The sequence below is a fragment of the Desulfovibrio piger genome (assembly GCF_900116045.1).
Taxonomy (GTDB): Bacteria; Desulfobacterota; Desulfovibrionia; order Desulfovibrionales; family Desulfovibrionaceae; genus Desulfovibrio; species Desulfovibrio piger_A.
The window spans coordinates 2,415,320-2,432,403 of the sequence record NZ_LT630450.1 but is presented as its reverse complement, the minus strand read 5'-3'; the positions used below and the strand labels follow the sequence as shown (position 1 = coordinate 2,432,403).

The following is a 17,084-nucleotide window of genomic DNA, read 5'->3' as shown; positions in this document are numbered from 1 at the left end:
TTCCGCTAAAAACAGCCCGTCTGGCGCAGGAAGAGAAAGGCCCCCAGCCCGATGCACAGCGCCCCGATGACCGTGCGCAAAAACGGGGCCGAAACCCGCCGGGCCATGGCGATGCCGCCCAGCAGGCCCGCCACCTGCACGGCGCACAGGGCGGGCAGCAGCAGCCAGTCCACATGGCCGCCCAGCATGTTGCCCACGCTGCCGGAAAACGAGGTGGCGATCTGGTAGGGCATGGACAGGGCCACGGCATGGATGGGGGAATACCCCACCAGCACCATCCAGGGGATGGAGGCCACAGGCCCCCCCGCACCGGTGAGCCCGGCCATGAAGCCCGTGGCGCCGCCGATGACCGCCCGGCCCTTCCAGCCCAGCCAGAAGGGGCTGCCCGCGCGTCCCGCCCTGGGCGGGCGCAGGGTGCAGGCACCGGCGAAGATGATGATGACCGCCAGGATCATGACCAGCGGCCCGGCATCGATACGGGCATTGACCAGCGCACCGGGCGCGGCGCAGACGAGGCTGCCCAGGGCGAAGGGCACGGCCTCGCGGAAACGGTAGTGCCCGCTCCTGTGATAGAGCCATGTGCCCACGAAACCCGTGCCGATGAAGGAGGCCAGCGCCGTCCCCATGGCCGTATGCGGCTCCAGGCCGCTCATGAGGATGAGCACCGGCGGCACCAGGATGCCGCCCACTCCGGCCAGCCCCACAAGAAAGCCCACCAGCAGGCATACCAGCAAAACAACGATCATCATGACCCCCGGATGTGGAAAAGCCGGTGCGGCACCCTGGCCGCACCAGATATGCCTTATCCCCCTTTTGGGCCCTGCTGGCAAGGCGCCGTGCCGATGTTGCGCGGATGCGTCCCCGGCCTTCCCAAAAGGCAAAAACATGTTGCATCGGCGCATCATAGAGACCTAACAGATTATTTTTACCGATAAAGCCCCTTCATCTCCTCCGGCCGGCGCCATATCCCGGCCCACGCTCTCGCGGCAGGGCACGCCGCTCCCGGCGATCCGGCCAGGGCCATGAAAAAAGGCAGGGCCGCGCCCTGCCTGCATGGCTGCGGGAAAGACCGTCCTCCGCCCCGCGGGGCTGGGGCCCGGGCAGCCGGATCACCGCCATTCCGGGCCCTCCATGAGCCCGCAGGAACTCATGGCCGTGAACAGCACGATGCCCGCGGCCGTGGAAAGGTTGATGCTGCGCACGCTGTCCTTGCGCATGGGGATGCGCACCCTGTACGGGGAGCGCTTCAGGATCTCCGGCGGCAGGCCGCGCGTCTCGGGCCCGAAGACCAGGCAGTCGTCCGGCGCGAAGGCGAAATGCTGCAAGGGCTCCCCGCCCCGGGCCGAGGTCAGCACGCAGCGCGGCGGGGTGCCGCCGTTCTCCGCCGTGGCGGCGGCCAGCCAGCTGTCCCAGTCCGGCCAGACATCCATGCGCACATGCGGCCAGTAGTCCAGCCCGGCGCGCTTGAGGTAGCGGTCCTCCAGCTTGAAGCCCAGCGGCTCGATGAGGTTGAGATGGATGCCCGCAGAGGCGCACAGGCGCGCGATGTTGCCGGTATTGGGCGGGATCTCCGGCTCGAACAAGACGATTTTCATAGGATGGCGTCCCTTGTTGATGGCGACGGTAAACAACCGGGGATGAGGAAGAGCATTGCGGGGAAGGCCCCTGGCCCACCGCAGCGACCGGATGGCGTTCCTCCGGCCGTGCCCGCTGGCAGCGCAGGAGCGTCACGGACACCGGCAGCGGGGATGCGGGGCCCCTGAAAAAACGCAGGGCCGTGCCCGCTGGCGCTCCCCCCGGGACATCAGCACGCGGAGGCCCCTCCCCCCGGACAAGCGGCGGCCCCGGGGGGCCGGACAGACCGCCTAGCTGGCTGCCGCCACCTGCCCGGCAATGCCCGGCACGGCCTGGCAGCGCACGCGCATGTCGCGCGAGGCCCGGCCGCTGTCGTCCAGCACGGCGAAAAGGTCGGCCTCCACCACCTCCACCCGGGCACCGGCCGCATCGTGGGCGGCCAGACGCTCTTCCAGCAGAGCCACGGCGCGCTCCTTCACGGTCTCCAGCGTGGCCGCACGCGGCAATTTCTCTTCCAGGTCCAGCGAGGGCACGCGCAGCAGGGCCCGGCCGCTGTCGGCGTAGACTTCCAGACCGGCGGTGGGCAGGGTCAGGGCCGCGCCCACGGCATTGGCCACCGGCGCATGGGGCGGGCAGTCCACGGGCAGGGCCAGCCGCCCGGCCAGGCGCTCGCGCAGGCGTCCCGCAGGGCCGCCCACCAGCCAGACCCGTTGCGGCGCGATGTCGCGCAGCCCGCGCAGGGCCGCCAGCGTATAGACAGGACGGGCGTTGACGCCGTCCACCAGCTCGCGCACGGCCGCCGCCACCTGATCGAGGGCATCGGCCACGGCCCGGGCCGCCAGGTCCCCGGGCGCCATGCCGTGTTCCCGGGCCAGGGCCGCCACCGCGCGCAGGGAGGCCGCCGCATCCCCGGAAAGACTGCGGGGACGCTCCCGGTCACAGACGTTGAGGGCATCCAGCAGCGTGGGGAGCGTGCCGCCGAAAGCCACGGCCGGGCCTTCGCGCAGGGGGCCCGTATGCACGCGGGCCTCCGCGCCCTGCCCGTCCACGCGCAGCAAGGAATCCCCGCCCACACCGATGGACAGGGAGGCCAGCGAGCGCACCAGCGTCCGGCGGCCGCGCACGCTCATGCCGTCGCGGTCCACCACCGGCGAGCCCTGGGCGAACAGGGCCACGTCCGTGGTGGTGCCGCCCACGTCCAGCAGCACGGAACAGGCATCCTCCGCCACGGCGGGGCACAGGGCCAGGATGCCCATGACGCTGGCCGCCGGGCCGGACAGCACCGACTGCACAGGTTCCTGCCGGGCCAGGGCCGCCGGGACGGCGCCGCCGTCGGCCTTGAGCAGGCGCAGGGGGGCCCGGATGCCCGCCTCCCGCAGGCTCTGCTCCACGGCGGTCAGAAAGCCGTCCACGATGCGGGCCACGGCGGCATTGTAATAGGCCGTGGCGATGCGGCGCGGGAAATTGAGCTCGCCGGACAGGCTGTGCCCGCAGACAGGCACGAGCCCGGCGGCACGCACCACCTCGGCCATGCCCAGCTCGTGCGCGGCGTTGCGGGGCGAAAACTTGCCCACACAGGCCACGGCCCGCACGCCCTTCTTTTTCCAGGCGGCGCAGGCGTCGGCCAGGGGACGGGCATCCAGCGGCGTCACCTCCACGCCGCGATGGTCCAGACCGCCGGGCAGGATGCAGACGTCGTCCCCGATGGCGAAGCGGGCGGGCGCCAGTCCCGGTCCGGCGCTCAGGGCCAGGGCCACGCGATCGGCCCGGCCCTGCACCAGGGCGTTGACGGCCAGGGTGGTGCCCACGGTCACACGCTCCACGCTGCGCAGGCGCGCCGGGCCCTCGGGGCCGAATCTTTCTTCCAGAGCCTTTTCCAGAGCGGCCAGTGCCGCGCGTACGGAAAAGGGCAGGTCTTCGTGGCGGGTGGGCGCCTTGGCCCCGGCCAGGATGCCTTCCGGCCCGCAAAGCACGGCATCGGTGTGCGTGCCGCCCGCATCGATCCCCAGAAACGTCTGCGCTGTCATGCTGCCTCCACAGGCATCGCTGCCTGAAATGTTTGTCTGCTGGGTTGTAAACTTTCGGCCCGGCACTGACAAGCAAGCCCGGCCGCTGCCCTGCGGGATTCTCCGGGCCGACGGACGACGGACGGGGTCCGTCCCTTGCCTGCCGCCGCGTGCCCGCGACAGGCCGGGACAGCGCGACCTCGCACCATCTTTGCGGCGTCCTGCATATCGCCGGAACAGCGCAGCCGCCGCGGACGGGCCTCCCCGGCCGTCCCGCCGGGAGGCACATGGGGGGCCTCCCTGTTCCCGGTCACGGGGGCAGGCCCGCCCCTGCGCCGCGCCGTCCTCCCCCTGGCCCTTTCCCGTTGCGGGAACCGCATCTTCCTGCCTGCGGACGCTTGCCATACGCGGCGCTTTCCAGTAAATTTTTGCTCTTCGGACAGGCCCCGCCCCGTGCGGAAGATCCGGCCTGACCAAATCGCGGAATAATTTTTGAGGAATGTATCATGCAAACGACCGATTTCATCTGGTTTGACGGCAAAATGGTCCCCTGGGCCGATGCCCAGGTTCACGTTCTCACCCATGCCCTGCATTACGGCAGCGCCGTTTTTGAAGGCATCCGCGCCTATGCCTGTGCCGACGGCACCTCCGCCGTCTTCCGCCTGAAGGAGCACAGCCAGCGCCTGCTCAATTCCGCGAAGATCCTGCGTCTGAACATTCCCTACACCGTCGACGAGATCAGCCAGGCCATCCTGGACACCCTGAAGGCCAACAAGCTGAAGGAAGGCTACATCCGTCCCCTGTCCTTCGTGGGTGACGGCGAAATGGGCGTCTACCCCGGCAACAACAAGGTGCGCACCATCATCGCCGCCTGGCCCTGGGGCGCCTATCTCGGCCCCGAAGCCCTGGAAATGGGCATCCGCGTCAAGACCAGTTCCTTCGCCCGCATGCACGTCAACACCCTGATGAGCAAGGCCAAGGCCGCCGGCAACTACGTGAACTCCATCCTGGCCAAGATCGAAGCCAAGGAAGACGGGTATGACGAAGCCGTGATGCTGGATACCAACGGTTTCGTTTCCGAAGCCACCGGCGAGAACATCTTCATCGTGCGCGACGGCATCGTCAAAACCACGCCCTGGACCTCCATCCTGGGCGGCATCACCCGTGATTCCATCATGAAGGTGGCCCGTGACCTGGGCTACACCGTGGAAGAACAGCAGTTCACCCGCGACGAGCTCTATATCGCCGACGAAGCCTTCTTCACGGGCACCGCCGCCGAGCTGACCCCCATCCGCGAAGTGGACAACCGCGTCATCGGCGCCGGCCATGCCGGTCCCGTGACCAAGCACCTCCAGAAGGAATTCTTCCGCGTGGTCAAGGGCGAGAACCCCGCCTACGCCGACTGGCTGAGCCACTACACGTTCTAGCACTCCCTTCCGGCGCGCCTGTATCCTTTCGGGGGGACAGGCGCGCCCTGCCGTTTTTTCATGAAGCACCTCTCCCTCGCCGCCAAATACCGCCCCCAGACCTTTGCCCAGGTCGCCGGACAGGACATGGTCAAGGCCGTGCTCTCCCGTGCCGCCGCCGAAGACCGGGTCGCTGCCGCCTATCTGCTCAGCGGTACGCGCGGCGTGGGCAAGACCACCATCGCCCGCATCTTCGCCAAGGCCCTCAACTGCCGCCATGCGCCGGGCCCCGAGCCCTGCAACCAGTGCGACCAGTGCCGCAAGATCACCCAGGGCAGCCATGTGGACGTCACCGAGATCGACGGCGCTTCCAACAACAGCGTGGAAGATGCCCGCGCCCTGCGCGAGAACATCGGCTACGCGCCCATGGAGGGCCGCTACAAGGTCTTCATCATCGACGAAGCCCACATGCTCTCGCGCAGCGCCTTCAATGCCCTGCTCAAGACCCTGGAGGAGCCGCCCGCGCGCGTGGTCTTCATCTTCGCCACCACCGAGGCGCACAAATTTCCCGTCACCATCGTCAGCCGCTGCCAGCATTTCGTCTTCCGCCATCTGGGCGAGGACGCCCTGGTGCAGCACCTTTCCCAGGTCCTGAACAGGGAGAACGTCCCCTTCGAGGAAGGCGCCGTGCGCCTCATCGCGCGCCGGGCCGCGGGCAGCGTGCGCGACAGCATGTCCCTGCTGGACCAGACCCTGGCCCTGGGCGGTGACCATCTCACCAGCGCCGTGGCCCGCGAAGTGCTGGGACTGGCCGGACAGGAACTGTTCGCCGACCTTTTCGACGCCCTCCACGCCCGGGACTGCGCGGCCGTCTCGCAGCTGTGCGCCGGCCTGTTCCGCCAGGGAGTGGACATCGGCTTTTTCGTGCGCGAGCTGGCCGGGCATCTGCGGGACCTGTTCCTGCTGCGGCAGGGAGGCGAGGCCGTGGCGCCCAGCCTGGGCCTGCCCGGCGAGGAGCTCCTCTTCTGGCAGGGCCTGGCCCCGCGTTTTTCCGCCGGGCACCTGCACGCCGCCTGGCAGATGGTCCTGGACGCCCAGCGCGGCATCGTGCAGAATCCCGAGCCGGCAGCGGCCCTGGAGCTCTTGCTGCTCAACCTGGCCCTGCTGCCGCAGCTGCTGCCCCTGGAGCGCATGGACAGCCTCCCGGCGCCGGCCGCGCCCGTACAGGGGCATCCCGGCCATGACAGGCAGGACGGCAGCGCCCCGCCGCCCCGGGACATGGACCATGCCGCGCCCCTCAGGGCCCCGGCGGCCCGCGCCCGTGAACACGGGACCCCGGCGGAGAAGAGCGCCGCTGCCGGCAGCGGCGAGCCCGCTCCCGAGCCCGCGCCCTCCCGGAGCCCCGGAAATGGCGTGCGGCCCCAGCGGGAGACGCCCGCCCGCCGGAGCGCGGCCCGTCCCGCACGGGTGGCGGAAGCCGCCGCCCCGGAAGCCGCCCGGCCCCAGGCCCCGGAACATGTGGGCCCCAGCGAAACGGACATGATCGAAGCGGACGACATCCCGGCCGCCGCACCGGTGACGCCCGCGGGACCCGCCCGGTCCGCGGCCCCGGCCGCTCCTGTGGCCCCGCCCGCACCGGCGACGGCTCCCGTGCCGACCGCTGTCCCGGCCCCGGAGGCACCTCCGGCAGCCCCCGCGGCTGCGGAAGGCTTCCGGCCCGACTGGCAGGCCTTTTGCGATTTTTGCGCCCGGCGGCTGGAAAACGGCGAGGCCGCGCCCCAGCTCCATCTGCTGCGCCAGCTGCGCGCCAGCTGGGATCCGGACTGCCTGCGCCTGACCCCGCGGGCCGAGACCCTGCTGCACCAGACCGAGAAGCAGCGGCCCCAGCTGGAACAGGCCCTGGCGGCCTGGGGAGCCGGGCATCTGCGCCTGGAATTCGTGGCCCCGCGCCAGGCCCGTACCGAAGCGGAACTGATCGAGGAATTCAGGAACAGGCCCGAGATGCAGGCCTGCCTCCGTCTGCTCGACGCCACTATCGAACATTGCACCGAATCCAACCAAGGAGATACCCATGCGTAACATGAACGATATCCTGCGCCAGGCGCAGGTCATGCAGAACAAGCTGTCCAAGCTGCAGAACGAGCTCAACGAGCGCACCTACGAAGCCAGCAGCGGCGGCGGCATGGTCAAGGCCGTGGTCTCCGGCAAGCAGGAACTGCGCGGCCTCACCATCGATCCCAAGGCCCTGGAGGGCGGCGACGTGGAGATGCTGCAGGACCTCATCATGGCCGCCGTCAATGAAGCCGGCCGCATCGCCCGCGAGACGCTGGACCGCGAGATGAGCGCCATCTCCGGCGGCATCCGCCTGCCCGGCGTGTTCTAGGCCATGCACAGCCAGATTCCCGAACCACTGCGCGCCCTGGTGGAACAGCTGGCGCGCCTGCCCGGGCTTGGTCCCAAGTCGGCCATGCGCGTGGCCATGACCCTGCTCAAATGGCCCGAGGCCGAGACCCGGCGCCTGGGCAAGGGCATCCACGACCTGCGGGACAATCTGCACCTGTGTTCGCGCTGCGGCGGCCTTTCGGCCACCGACCCCTGTGCCGTCTGCAAGGACGAGAACCGCGCCCGGGACACGCTCTGCCTGGTCAACGAATGGGACAGCATGCTGACCCTGGACGAAGGCGGCTTCTATCACGGCCAGTACATGATCCTCGGCGGCCTGCTGGCCCCGCTGGCCAACATGGACAGCGACAGCCTCGACCTCGACCGCCTCATCTCCCGGCTGGAAGAGGGCGAAGTGCACGAGCTCATCCTGGCCCTGGGGGCCACCATCGATGCGGAGAACACGGCGTCGTTCATCAGGAACCTCGTCCGCAAGCGTTTCCCGCACATCCGGGTGTCGCGCCTGGCCCAGGGCATCCCCCTGGGCGCGGAGGTCAAATACATGGACCGGGAGACCCTGCGCCAGTCCCTGCAATACCGGCAGGACATCTAGGCGTCCCGGCATGTTCCCGACGGGAAAGGGAGCCTTGCCCAAGGCGCCCTTTCTTTTTTTCATGCCCGGGACAGCGGCTGCCCTGCGCCGTCCCTGTCCCGGCCGGGGATCTCCCCGCAGGAGCGGCCGCGTGCCGCTCTTCCCCTTCCCGCAGATCCCGGGAAGGTGTCTTCCTCACGCCGTCATGGCCGCATGACCGGCGGCTGCCGTTCCGGGGGGCGCGGCAGGCCGCAGGACATGCCGTTGTGCGGCGCGCCCCGTGAACTTTCGCCTCACAGCCCCCTCCGGTCATACCGGCGACCCGGACGCCACCCCGGCGCGGGATACGTCGGGCCCGGTCCGACCGGCGCAAAAGGAGAACGTTCATGGAAGCACTTTTCGGTCATCCCATCCTGCAGTCCCTGCTGGCCGGCATCCTTTCCTGGATCTCGGTCAGCCTGGGGGCCAGTGCCATCTTCCTGCGCCGCGAGTTTTCCCGTCTGTCCATGGACTGCATGCTGGGGGCCGCCGGCGGCATGATGCTGGGCGCGGCCTTCCTGGGCCTGCTGGAACCGGCGGCGGCGATGGCCTCGCACATGGGCCGCTGGAACTTCGTGCCCATCGTCTGCGGCCTCATGGCCGGCGCGGCCTTCCTCATGGGCCTCGACCATCTCCTGCCCCACCTGCATATCCGCCAGAAGCAGCAGGAAGGCCTGTCCACCAGCTGGCGGCGCAGCGTCCTGCTGGTCACGGCCATGGCCCTGCACCACATCCCCGAAGGCCTGACCATGGGTGTGGGCTACGGCGCCGTGGCCGCGGGCAGCACCCTGCCCTCGGGCGTGTCCCTGGAAATGAGCTCCGCCTTCATGGTCACCGGCACCACCCTGCTCCAGAACCTGCCCGAAGGGCTCGTGGTGGCCACGGCCCTGCGCGCCGAAGGCTTCTCGGCCAAAAAATCCTGGCTGTGCGGCATCTTTTCCGGCTGTACCGCGCCCATCGGCGCCATCCTCGGGGCTGTCGCCTCCCAGGTGGCGGGCAGCCTGCTGCCCTTCGCCCTGGCCGCGGCCGCGGGCGCCATGGTCTATGTGGTCATCGAGGAGGTCATCCCCGAAGCCAACGCCTCCGGCAACGGCAACGCCGCCACGGTGGCCTGCATCGGCGGCCTTTGCCTGGTCATGAGCTTCTCCAGCCTGGTGGGCTAGCTTTTCTGCCGCGGATACCCGCGACGCCCTTTCCCGGCGGACAGGGCTCCCGGGCTCCGGCAAAAGGAAAGGGCGCGGCTCCCTGGAGCCGCGCCCTTCGTGCATCAATCATCTGCCCCGGGCAGTCACGCCCGGCAGCGGGATCCCGGGCTAGGGATGGTTTTCGAACTTGTTCAGCAGGGGTTCCGCGCCGTTGTGGCAGGGGGTGCAGTCCATGACGCCCTTGGCCCAGTTGGCGTCGTTGCCCTTGGTCTGGTGGCATTCGCCACAGCCGCTCACGGCGGGCTGCACGGCAAAGGTGCCCTTGTAGTTCTTGCCCTGCTCGATCTTGGCGTTGAAGATCTCCACGGCCTTGAAGGACACGTCGGCGGTCAGGCGGCCGCAACGTTCGCTGCGGGCCTTGCTGGTGGCTTCGATCTTGTGGGCGGCACACCACTTGGACACGGAGATGTGGCAGAGCACGGAACCGGAAGCGTTGCTGGGCAGGTCGCCCTTGACGCCCTGGGCCAGCTCGCCGGGGTTGTAGATGGGCAGTTTGGTCACTTCGTACCAGCGGTACAGCTCATTGACCATGGGGGTGCGTTCCTTGCGGCCCCAGAACAGGGCAAAGGCCGCGGCAGCGCCGTACAGGGCGCCGCAGATGGTGCCCCAGTCGGAGATGCCGCCCTTGTTGGCTTCCAGCATGCTGAAGGGGAACTGGTTGTACGGGGCGCCGTATTTTTCGCCCAGCACGCCGATGATGCTGTAGAAGGCGCCGTAACCACAGGCATAGCCCTTGTACCAGTAGCCTTCATAGGCCACCTTGGCGCATTCCTTGGGGTCCAGCTTGTGGGGCTTCCACCCGAACTCGCCATTGACCTGTTCGAAACGTTTGGCCGGCGCCGCCGCACGGGCGATGCTGCCGCCGGTGCCCACCAGGGCCGCCACAGCCCCGCCCACGGCCAGGCCACCAAGGCCACACAGGCAATTGCGTCTGCTGTTGTCCATATATCCTCCTTCTTCGGCGCATCGCGCCCTCTTACGATAGTCGTTACTTTTTTCACTACATTTTTCCGGCAGGGAACGCAAGACCAGCCGCACGAAACAGGACTCCTTTCCGGCTTTCCCGGCCGGGCCCCGGCTCCCCGGGGCAGCCCCTGCCGCCGGCACCGGACGGCTTTCCTTTCCCGGCGGCAGGCCGCTGCCCTCCGTGTCCCCCTCCTGCCTGTGTGCCGTGCCCGGGCCGGGACCGCAGAAAAAATTTTCCGTTTGCCACTGGACGAGCACGCAGAAAGACTTACTTAGAGGACGCAAGCGAAAGAGACGCCGCTACGGCGTTCAGCGATACAGTTTTTATTTCTCCGAGGAGGATCCACATATGTCCAAAATCATCGGCATCGACCTTGGGACCACCAACTCCTGTGTCTACGTCATGGAAGGCAAGGACCCCAAGTGCATCACCAATCCTGAGGGCGGCCGCACCACTCCCTCCGTGGTGGCTTTCACCGACAAGGAACGCCTGGTGGGCGAGATCGCCAAACGTCAGGCCGTGACCAACCCCAAGCGCACCATCTTCGCCATCAAGCGTCTGATGGGCCGCAAGTACGCCTCTCCTGAAGTGGACCGCTGGAAGGAGCATTCGCCCTACACCATCACCACCGCCGCCAACAACGACGCCGGTGTGGAAGTGGACGGCCGCACCTACACCGCCCCCGAAATCTCGGCCATGATCCTGGCCAAGCTGAAGGCCGACGCCGAAGCCTACCTGGGCGAGCCCGTGACCGAAGCCGTCATCACCGTGCCCGCCTACTTCAACGACGCCCAGCGCCAGGCCACCAAGGATGCCGGCCGCATCGCCGGGCTGGAAGTGAAGCGTATCATCAACGAACCCACGGCCGCCTCCCTGGCCTACGGTTTCGACAAGAAGGCCAACGAAAAGATCGCCGTGTTCGACCTGGGCGGCGGCACCTTCGATATCTCCATCCTGGAAGTGGGCGACAACGTGGTGGAAGTGCTCGCCACCAACGGTGATACCTTCCTGGGCGGCGAAGACTTCGACCAGCGCGTCATCAACTACCTGGTGGAAGAATTCAAGAAGGAGAACGGCATCGACCTGTCCAAGGACAGCATGGCCCTGCAGCGCCTGAAAGAAGCCGCTGAAAAGACCAAGAAGGACCTCTCCACCTCCATGGAGGCGGAAGTGAACCTGCCCTTCATCACCGCCGACCAGACCGGTCCCAAGCACCTGGTGGTCAAGCTCTCCCGCGCCAAACTGGAAGCCCTGGTCAGCGATCTGGTGGACCGCACCATCGCTCCCTGCCAGAAGGCCCTGGCCGACGCCGGTCTTTCCGCCGGCCAGATCGACGAAGTCATCCTGGTGGGCGGCATGACCCGTATGCCCCTGGTGCAGAAGAAGGTGGGCGAGTTCTTCGGCAAGGATCCCAACCGTTCCGTGAACCCCGACGAGGTGGTGGCCATGGGCGCCGCCATCCAGGGCGGCATCCTGGCCGGTGACGTGAAGGACGTGCTGCTGCTGGACGTGACGCCCCTGTCCCTGGGCATCGAGACCATGGGCGGCGTGTTCACCAAGCTGATCGACCGCAACACCACCATCCCCACCCGCAAGAGCAACGTGTTCACCACGGCCGCCGACAACCAGCCCTCCGTGTCCATCCATGTGCTGCAGGGCGAACGTCCCATGGCGGCCGACAACATGACCCTGGCCCGCTTCGACCTGACCGGCATCCCGCCGGCACCCCGTGGCGTGCCGCAGATCGAAGTGACCTTCGATATCGACGCCAACGGCATCGTCAACGTGTCCGCCAAGGATATGGGCACCGGCAAGGAACAGTCCATCAAGATCCAGTCCTCTTCCGGCCTGTCCGAAGAAGACATCCAGCGCCTGGTGCGTGAAGCCGAAGCCCATGCCAGCGAGGACAAGAAGAAACAGGAGACCATCGAGGCCCGCAACCACGCCGACAGCCTGATCTACGGCACCGAAAAGTCCCTGAACGACCTGGGCGACAAGGTGGACGCCGCTGTGAAGAGCGACGTGGAAGGCAAGATCGCCACCCTGCGCAAGGCCATGGAAGGCGATGACGCCGCCGCCATCAAGGCCGCTACCGAAGAGCTGGCCAAGGCTTCCCACAAGCTGGCCGAACAGCTCTACCAGCAGCAGGCCCCCAACGGCGGTGCCCAGCAGCAGCCCGGTGCGGGCGCCAATCCCGGCGCCGGTGCCGCCCAGGGCAACAACAACGATGATGTGGTGGACGCCGACTTCACCGAAGTGAAGAAATAATCCCCGCACGCAAGGCATCTCAGGGACGGTCCTCCGGGGCCGTCCCTTTTTTCATGCCCGGCCCCCCTTTCGTTCCTGCGGCAGGGATGCTAGGGTGGAGGCAACCAAGGAGCGCCTATGCGAACACATCCCGCTTTTGTCAGGCTCCTGCATGTCCTGGCTCTGATCCTGCTCTCCGGCCTCTTCGTCCTGGGCACAGGCTGTGTGCATAACAATGACCCCTGGTATGACGACCCGCCTCCGCCGCGCCACCACCGGCAGCCGCCTCCGCCGCATAACAGGGTCCAGCCCAACAAGCCCGCGCCCCCGGCCCATGTGGCTCCCCGCCCGGAACCGCGCCACGGGGACAACAAGCCCGTGCCGGTCCATGACCGCCGCGACGACAGGCGGAATCCTTCCCCGCGCCGCTGATGTCCTTTGCGGAAGCTCCCCGGAGCTTCCGCATTTTTCGTTTCCGGCCGCATCCGGGCACAGAGCCTGCCCCGGCACAGCTGCGCACACGGCCCGCGCGGGCCCTGCGCGCACCGCCCGCCACCGGGGGGAAAGACTTTGGCAGGACAAAGATATTTCCTGCCATGACGCATCTTTACAAAATTTTTTTTTTGCTGCATAACGTTCTGGATCCGCAAAGGTTCCCCCCTTCCGGCAAACCGGAAGCCTGCCATATTTGTGCCTCCCACAGGCACAGCCGCGACGCGCTCCGCTCCAATCCAATCCTTGGGCGCGTCGCGTTTTTTTGTCCCCGCCCTGCCCGCACGCCACCTTCCCGCCCCTTGCGCCACGCCGCAGAGCGGGCTATGATTCCAGACTTGCCCGGGAACGCCGCTCCTGCCCGTCCCGTGCCCGGCGGCATGTCCGGCATGCCGTCTGCCTGAGGCATGCCTTCACCGGCCATCCGGTCCCGGCCCGTCCCGCGCCCTGGAAACGCGCCCCCTTTCAGCCCTGTACTGCCATGAAAAACAGCTGCTCGTCCCGCGTTTTTCTTCCGCTCCTGCTGCTCCTGGTCCTGGCGCTCAGCGCCTGCCAGTTCCCCGCCGCCCCCAGCAAGGCCCCGGCTCCCAAGCCCGCCACCCCCACGGGGCCCCACATCGCCCTGGCCCTGCCCAGCAGCGGCCCCTATGCCGGCGTTGCCGCCAAGATCCGCAACGGCGCCGAGATCGCCCTGCGCGAACTCCAGGCCGGCGGCCTGCTGGCACAGCTGCATGTGGTGGATACCAGCAAGCCCGACTGGAACGCCCAGATCGCGGCCCTGCCCCCCAGCTGCATCATGGTGGGCGGCCCCCTGCAGGCCCCCATCTTCAAGCAGCTCCAGACGTCCGGCATGCTGGAAAAGCGTGTCTTCTTCGCCTTCATGCCCAGCCTGCTGCCCGGTGATGAAGGCGTGCGGGCCTGGCGCTTCTTCCCCAGCCCCCAGGACCAGATCGACCGTCTGGTGGGCTTCGTCACCGAAGACCTGGGCCTGCGCACCTTCGGCGCCTTCTATCCCACGGACAATTACGGCCCCCGCATGACCGGCCTGCTGGACCAGAAGCTGGCCGGCATGGGCATCACCCTGCATTCGGCCAGCTACACGCCGGGCCAGTCCAGCACCTGGAGCGGCCAGGCCGCCACGCTCATCAATCCCACGGCGCAGGAGAACATCACCGCGCCCATCCCCCAGACGCCGTTCGAAGCGCTCTTCCTGCCCGACTCCTGGAAGAACATGAACCTGCTGACCACCAGCCTGATGTACAACGGCGAGGACCGTCTCGTGCTGCTGGGCACCACCCTGTGGGAACAGGGCTTGGACGGCAAGACCGTGGCCGAGCCCGACCGCTATGCCCTGGCCGTCTTCCCCGCCGCCTGGGACCCCACGCAGGCCCCCGCCGCCCTGCGCGCTCCCGGCACCGATTTCTGGGTGGCCCTGGGCTACGACTTCGTGCGCTTCGCCGTGCGCATGGCCTTTGACAGCCGTCCCCCGGCGGCCACGGTCAACGCCCAGGCCGCCGGCATGAAGCTCCAGTGGGCCATGGCGCCCCTTTCCTGGGACGACAAGGGCATCGCCCACCAGAAACTGCATCTGTTCCAGCCCGGCGCCAACGGCATGGAGCCGCTGGACCTGGCCCGCTTCCGCAACATGCGCGAAGCCATCCTGCAACGGGCCGCCCTGCGCATGCAGGGGCTGCCCACCGTGGACGAACAGGGCAATTCCCTCATCCCGGGCCTGCCCGGCATGTCTGCCGGCCCCGCCGTGCTCAACACGCCCGCGTCCACGTCCCCGACGCCCGGTGTGGCGCCCCTGTCCACCACGCCCCAGCCGTCGTACAAGCTGCGCCTTTCGCCGGCCACCACCGGCACAACCCGTACCGCCCGATAACGGTGCCCCTCAAGGTAGATCCCATGTCCGAAAACAAGAATATCAGCCAGGACGTCGTGGCCCACATGGCCCGGCTGTCCCGCCTTGCCGTCAGTGACGAGGAAAAGGCCCTCTTTGCCCGCCAGTTCGGCGACATCCTCGCCTATATGGATGTGCTGGCCCAGGTGGATACCAGCGCCGTGGAACCTCTTTACAGCCCCGTGAGCCATGCCACCCCCATGCGCGACGACCGGCCCGAACGCAAGCGCCGCCGCGAGGACGTGCTGGGCAACGCTCCCGAACATGATGAAGACTATTTCATCGTGCCGCGCATCGTCTAAAGGAGACGCATCATGAACGAGATCTGCTCGCTGAACCTGACCGCGCTGGCCGATGCCCTGCAAAAGAAGGAGATCGGTGCCGAAGAAGCCACCCGCGCCTGCCTCGACCGCATCGCCGCCACTGAAGAACGCGTGGGCGCCCTGCTCCATGTGGATGCCGAAGGCGCCCTGGCCAGCGCCCGCCGGCTGGACGCCCAGGGCCCCGACGCCTCCCGGCCCCTCTGGGGCGTGCCCGTCACCGTCAAGGACGCCCTTTCCACCCTGGGGATGCCCACCACCGCCGGTTCCCGCATCCTCGAAGGCTACATGCCCGTGTACGATGCCTTTGCCGTGCAGCGCCTGCGTGAAGCCGGCGCCGTGATCCTGGGCAAGAACAACCTCGACGAGTTCGCCATGGGCTCCACCACGGAGAATTCCGCCTACAAGACCACGCACAACCCCTGGGATCTCCAGCGCGTGCCCGGCGGCTCCAGCGGCGGTTCCGCCGCGTCCGTGGCCGCCTGCCAGTGCTTCGCCTCCCTGGGCTCCGATACCGGCGGCTCCATCCGCCAGCCCGCCAGCCTTTGCGGCTGCACGGGCATCAAGCCCACCTACGGCCGCGTGTCCCGTTACGGCCTCATCGCCTACGGCTCCTCCCTGGACCAGATCGGTCCCCTGGGCCGCAGCGTGGCCGACTGCGCCCGCGTGCTGGGCGTCATCGCCGGTCATGACCAGCGCGACGCCACCTGCGATCCCCGCCCCGTGGACGACTATGCCGCCGCTGCCGCCGCGCCGTCCCTCAAGGGCGCCCGCCTGGGCCTGCCCAGGGAATTCTATGCCGACGGCCTGGCGCCCGAAGTGCGCGCCGTGTGCGAAAACGCCATCGAAACGGCCCGCGCCGCAGGTGCCGAGATCGTGGAGGTGAGCCTGCCGCATACCCACGCGGCCATCGCCACCTACTACATCATCGCCATGGCCGAGGCGAGCTCCAACCTGGCCCGCTTCGACGGTGTGCGCTACGGCCACCGTGCCGCCGATGTCCGGCAGCTGGCCGAGCTCTATGTGCGCTCGCGCAGCGAAGGCTTCGGCCAGGAAGTCAAGCGCCGCATCCTGCTGGGCACCTATGTGCTCTCCTCCGGCTATTACGACGCCTACTTCCGCAAGGCCGCCCAGGTCCGCCGCCTCATCCGTGACGAATACCTGGCCGCCCTCGAGCAGTGCGACGCCCTGCTGGCCCCCGTCTCCCCCGTCACGGCCTGGGAACTGGGCTGCCACAGCGCCGATCCGCTGCAGATGTACCTCATGGACGCCTACACCCTGTCCCTGAACCTGGCCGGTCTGCCCGGCCTGTCCCTGCCCGTGGGCATGGCCGCCGAAAGCAATATGCCCGTGGGCATGCAGCTCATCGGCAAGGCCTTTGACGAGGCCGGCCTCTTCCGCCTGGGCGCCGGTCTCGAAGCCGCCCTGCCCGGCATCGGACTGGCGCGGCTTTAGGGCGGATCGGCCAAGGCATTTTCTGCCGCGCACGGCAAGCAGGATGCCCTTTTCCCGAGGCTGCCCGGCAGTCGAAAGATGACCGGACTTCTTTCCTGGGCGGTGGTTTCTGAGAACCACCGCCCTTGCTGTCTCTTCGCTGGTCAGCCGGAAACAATCCTCCTTCGGGGAAAGCACTGCCGCGACAAGCCGTTGCCCTGTTCGTGCAGCGCACGTTCCCCCGGACAGCCCGGATGGCGGAAGCAACTTTTTCCCTGAAGGGCCTCATCGGCCTGCCGGAAGCCGAAGAATGCCTTGCCCCTGCCATAGGGCGCAGGAGACGATACGGCCCTGATCCCGGATCCAGACGGAAAAGCACGCCCGCAACGCCCGGGGCATCATTCAGGGAAAGCCGTTATCCCCGGGTCAGCCGCACAAAAAAAGAGAACGTCCGAAGACGTTCTCTTTTTTTGTGCATTGATGCAGCGGGGCGGCAACGGGGACTGTCTCCCAAGC

The 17,084-nt window shown here is 67.9% G+C and carries 14 protein-coding genes; 10 read left to right on the top strand and 4 right to left on the bottom strand.

From position 1 onward, the window contains the following. Positions 1 to 5: 5 nt before the first annotated feature. The 3 genes from DESPIGER_RS10805 to DESPIGER_RS10795 form a co-directional block, all read right to left on the bottom strand. Positions 6 to 749: a sulfite exporter TauE/SafE family protein gene (locus DESPIGER_RS10805; RefSeq protein ID WP_072336709.1), complete on the bottom strand. Its 744-nt coding sequence runs from the start codon at positions 747 to 749 to the stop codon at positions 6 to 8. A gap of 360 nt (positions 750 to 1,109) precedes the next feature. Next, positions 1,110 to 1,595: a tRNA (cytidine(34)-2'-O)-methyltransferase gene (locus DESPIGER_RS10800; RefSeq protein ID WP_072336706.1), complete on the bottom strand. Its 486-nt coding sequence runs from the start codon at positions 1,593 to 1,595 to the stop codon at positions 1,110 to 1,112. 270 nt (positions 1,596 to 1,865) lie between these two features. Further along, entirely contained in the window at positions 1,866 to 3,602 is a 1,737-nt protein-coding gene (locus tag DESPIGER_RS10795) for a hydantoinase/oxoprolinase family protein (protein ID WP_072336703.1), read from the bottom strand. A gap of 485 nt (positions 3,603 to 4,087) precedes the next feature. Between DESPIGER_RS10795 and DESPIGER_RS10790 the strand changes: the two genes are divergently transcribed. From DESPIGER_RS10790 to DESPIGER_RS10770, 5 genes are all read left to right on the top strand, one after another. Beyond that, on the top strand, positions 4,088 to 5,008 hold the full coding sequence (locus DESPIGER_RS10790) for a branched-chain amino acid transaminase (RefSeq protein WP_156831696.1): 921 nt from the start codon (positions 4,088 to 4,090) through the stop codon (positions 5,006 to 5,008). A 60-nt stretch (positions 5,009 to 5,068) separates the two neighbouring features. Then, positions 5,069 to 7,066 (top strand): DNA polymerase III subunit gamma/tau, encoded by a 1,998-nt coding sequence (gene dnaX / locus DESPIGER_RS10785; protein ID WP_072336697.1) that lies wholly within the window; start codon positions 5,069 to 5,071, stop codon positions 7,064 to 7,066. Next, positions 7,059 to 7,370: a YbaB/EbfC family nucleoid-associated protein gene (locus DESPIGER_RS10780; protein WP_072336694.1), complete on the top strand. Its 312-nt coding sequence runs from the start codon at positions 7,059 to 7,061 to the stop codon at positions 7,368 to 7,370. The genes dnaX and DESPIGER_RS10780 overlap by 8 nt, the downstream gene beginning before the upstream one ends. A 3-nt stretch (positions 7,371 to 7,373) precedes the next feature. After that, entirely contained in the window at positions 7,374 to 7,982 is a 609-nt protein-coding gene (recR, locus tag DESPIGER_RS10775) for a recombination mediator RecR (RefSeq protein ID WP_072336691.1), read from the top strand. Between the two features lie 365 nt (positions 7,983 to 8,347). Then, the gene (locus tag DESPIGER_RS10770; protein ID WP_072336688.1) at positions 8,348 to 9,163 is read left to right on the top strand and encodes a ZIP family metal transporter; all 816 of its coding nucleotides are present in this window, start codon (positions 8,348 to 8,350) and stop codon (positions 9,161 to 9,163) included. Positions 9,164 to 9,313: 150 nt separating this feature from the next. On the opposite strand, the gene DESPIGER_RS10765 is transcribed toward DESPIGER_RS10770, so the two are convergent. Further along, entirely contained in the window at positions 9,314 to 10,150 is an 837-nt protein-coding gene (locus tag DESPIGER_RS10765; RefSeq protein ID WP_072336684.1) for a split-Soret cytochrome c, read from the bottom strand. A 370-nt stretch (positions 10,151 to 10,520) separates the two neighbouring features. Here DESPIGER_RS10765 and dnaK point away from each other — a divergent pair, with 370 nt between their 5' ends. The 5 genes from dnaK to gatA all read left to right on the top strand — a co-directional run bounded on the left by dnaK (position 10,521) and on the right by gatA (position 16,589). Next, complete coding sequence (gene dnaK / locus DESPIGER_RS10760) at positions 10,521 to 12,440, top strand: molecular chaperone DnaK (RefSeq protein WP_072336681.1); 1,920 nt, start codon at positions 10,521 to 10,523, stop codon at positions 12,438 to 12,440. Between the two features lie 117 nt (positions 12,441 to 12,557). Then, positions 12,558 to 12,851 carry a hypothetical protein gene (locus tag DESPIGER_RS13000; RefSeq protein WP_156831695.1) on the top strand — a complete coding sequence of 98 codons (294 nt, stop codon included), beginning with the start codon at positions 12,558 to 12,560 and terminating at the stop codon, positions 12,849 to 12,851. 541 nt (positions 12,852 to 13,392) lie between these two features. After that, positions 13,393 to 14,796 carry a hypothetical protein gene (locus DESPIGER_RS10750; protein WP_072336675.1) on the top strand — a complete coding sequence of 468 codons (1,404 nt, stop codon included), beginning with the start codon at positions 13,393 to 13,395 and terminating at the stop codon, positions 14,794 to 14,796. Positions 14,797 to 14,819: 23 nt separating this feature from the next. After that, positions 14,820 to 15,116 (top strand): Asp-tRNA(Asn)/Glu-tRNA(Gln) amidotransferase subunit GatC, encoded by a 297-nt coding sequence (gene gatC / locus DESPIGER_RS10745; RefSeq protein WP_072336673.1) that lies wholly within the window; start codon positions 14,820 to 14,822, stop codon positions 15,114 to 15,116. A gap of 12 nt (positions 15,117 to 15,128) precedes the next feature. Continuing rightward, positions 15,129 to 16,589, top strand: a complete 1,461-nt coding sequence (gene gatA / locus DESPIGER_RS10740) for an Asp-tRNA(Asn)/Glu-tRNA(Gln) amidotransferase subunit GatA (RefSeq protein WP_072336670.1) — start codon at positions 15,129 to 15,131, stop codon at positions 16,587 to 16,589. Positions 16,590 to 17,084: the final 495 nt, after the last annotated feature.

Bases quoted from the DNA above. Each gene is read 5' to 3' on its own strand.
- DESPIGER_RS13000 (WP_156831695.1), top strand. From the start codon at position 12,558: ATGCGAACACATCCCGCTTTTGTCAGGCTCCTGCATGTCCTGGCTCTG.
- DESPIGER_RS10765 (WP_072336684.1), bottom strand. From the start codon at position 10,150: ATGGACAACAGCAGACGCAATTGCCTGTGTGGCCTTGGTGGCCTGGCC.
- gatC (WP_072336673.1), top strand. From the start codon at position 14,820: ATGTCCGAAAACAAGAATATCAGCCAGGACGTCGTGGCCCACATGGCC.
- dnaK (WP_072336681.1), top strand. From the start codon at position 10,521: ATGTCCAAAATCATCGGCATCGACCTTGGGACCACCAACTCCTGTGTC.
- DESPIGER_RS10795 (WP_072336703.1), bottom strand. From the start codon at position 3,602: ATGACAGCGCAGACGTTTCTGGGGATCGATGCGGGCGGCACGCACACC.
- DESPIGER_RS10750 (WP_072336675.1), top strand. From the start codon at position 13,393: ATGAAAAACAGCTGCTCGTCCCGCGTTTTTCTTCCGCTCCTGCTGCTC.
- gatA (WP_072336670.1), top strand. From the start codon at position 15,129: ATGAACGAGATCTGCTCGCTGAACCTGACCGCGCTGGCCGATGCCCTG.
- DESPIGER_RS10805 (WP_072336709.1), bottom strand. From the start codon at position 749: ATGATGATCGTTGTTTTGCTGGTATGCCTGCTGGTGGGCTTTCTTGTG.
- dnaX (WP_072336697.1), top strand. From the start codon at position 5,069: ATGAAGCACCTCTCCCTCGCCGCCAAATACCGCCCCCAGACCTTTGCC.
- DESPIGER_RS10790 (WP_156831696.1), top strand. From the start codon at position 4,088: ATGCAAACGACCGATTTCATCTGGTTTGACGGCAAAATGGTCCCCTGG.
- DESPIGER_RS10770 (WP_072336688.1), top strand. From the start codon at position 8,348: ATGGAAGCACTTTTCGGTCATCCCATCCTGCAGTCCCTGCTGGCCGGC.
- DESPIGER_RS10800 (WP_072336706.1), bottom strand. From the start codon at position 1,595: ATGAAAATCGTCTTGTTCGAGCCGGAGATCCCGCCCAATACCGGCAAC.
- recR (WP_072336691.1), top strand. From the start codon at position 7,374: ATGCACAGCCAGATTCCCGAACCACTGCGCGCCCTGGTGGAACAGCTG.
- DESPIGER_RS10780 (WP_072336694.1), top strand. From the start codon at position 7,059: ATGCGTAACATGAACGATATCCTGCGCCAGGCGCAGGTCATGCAGAAC.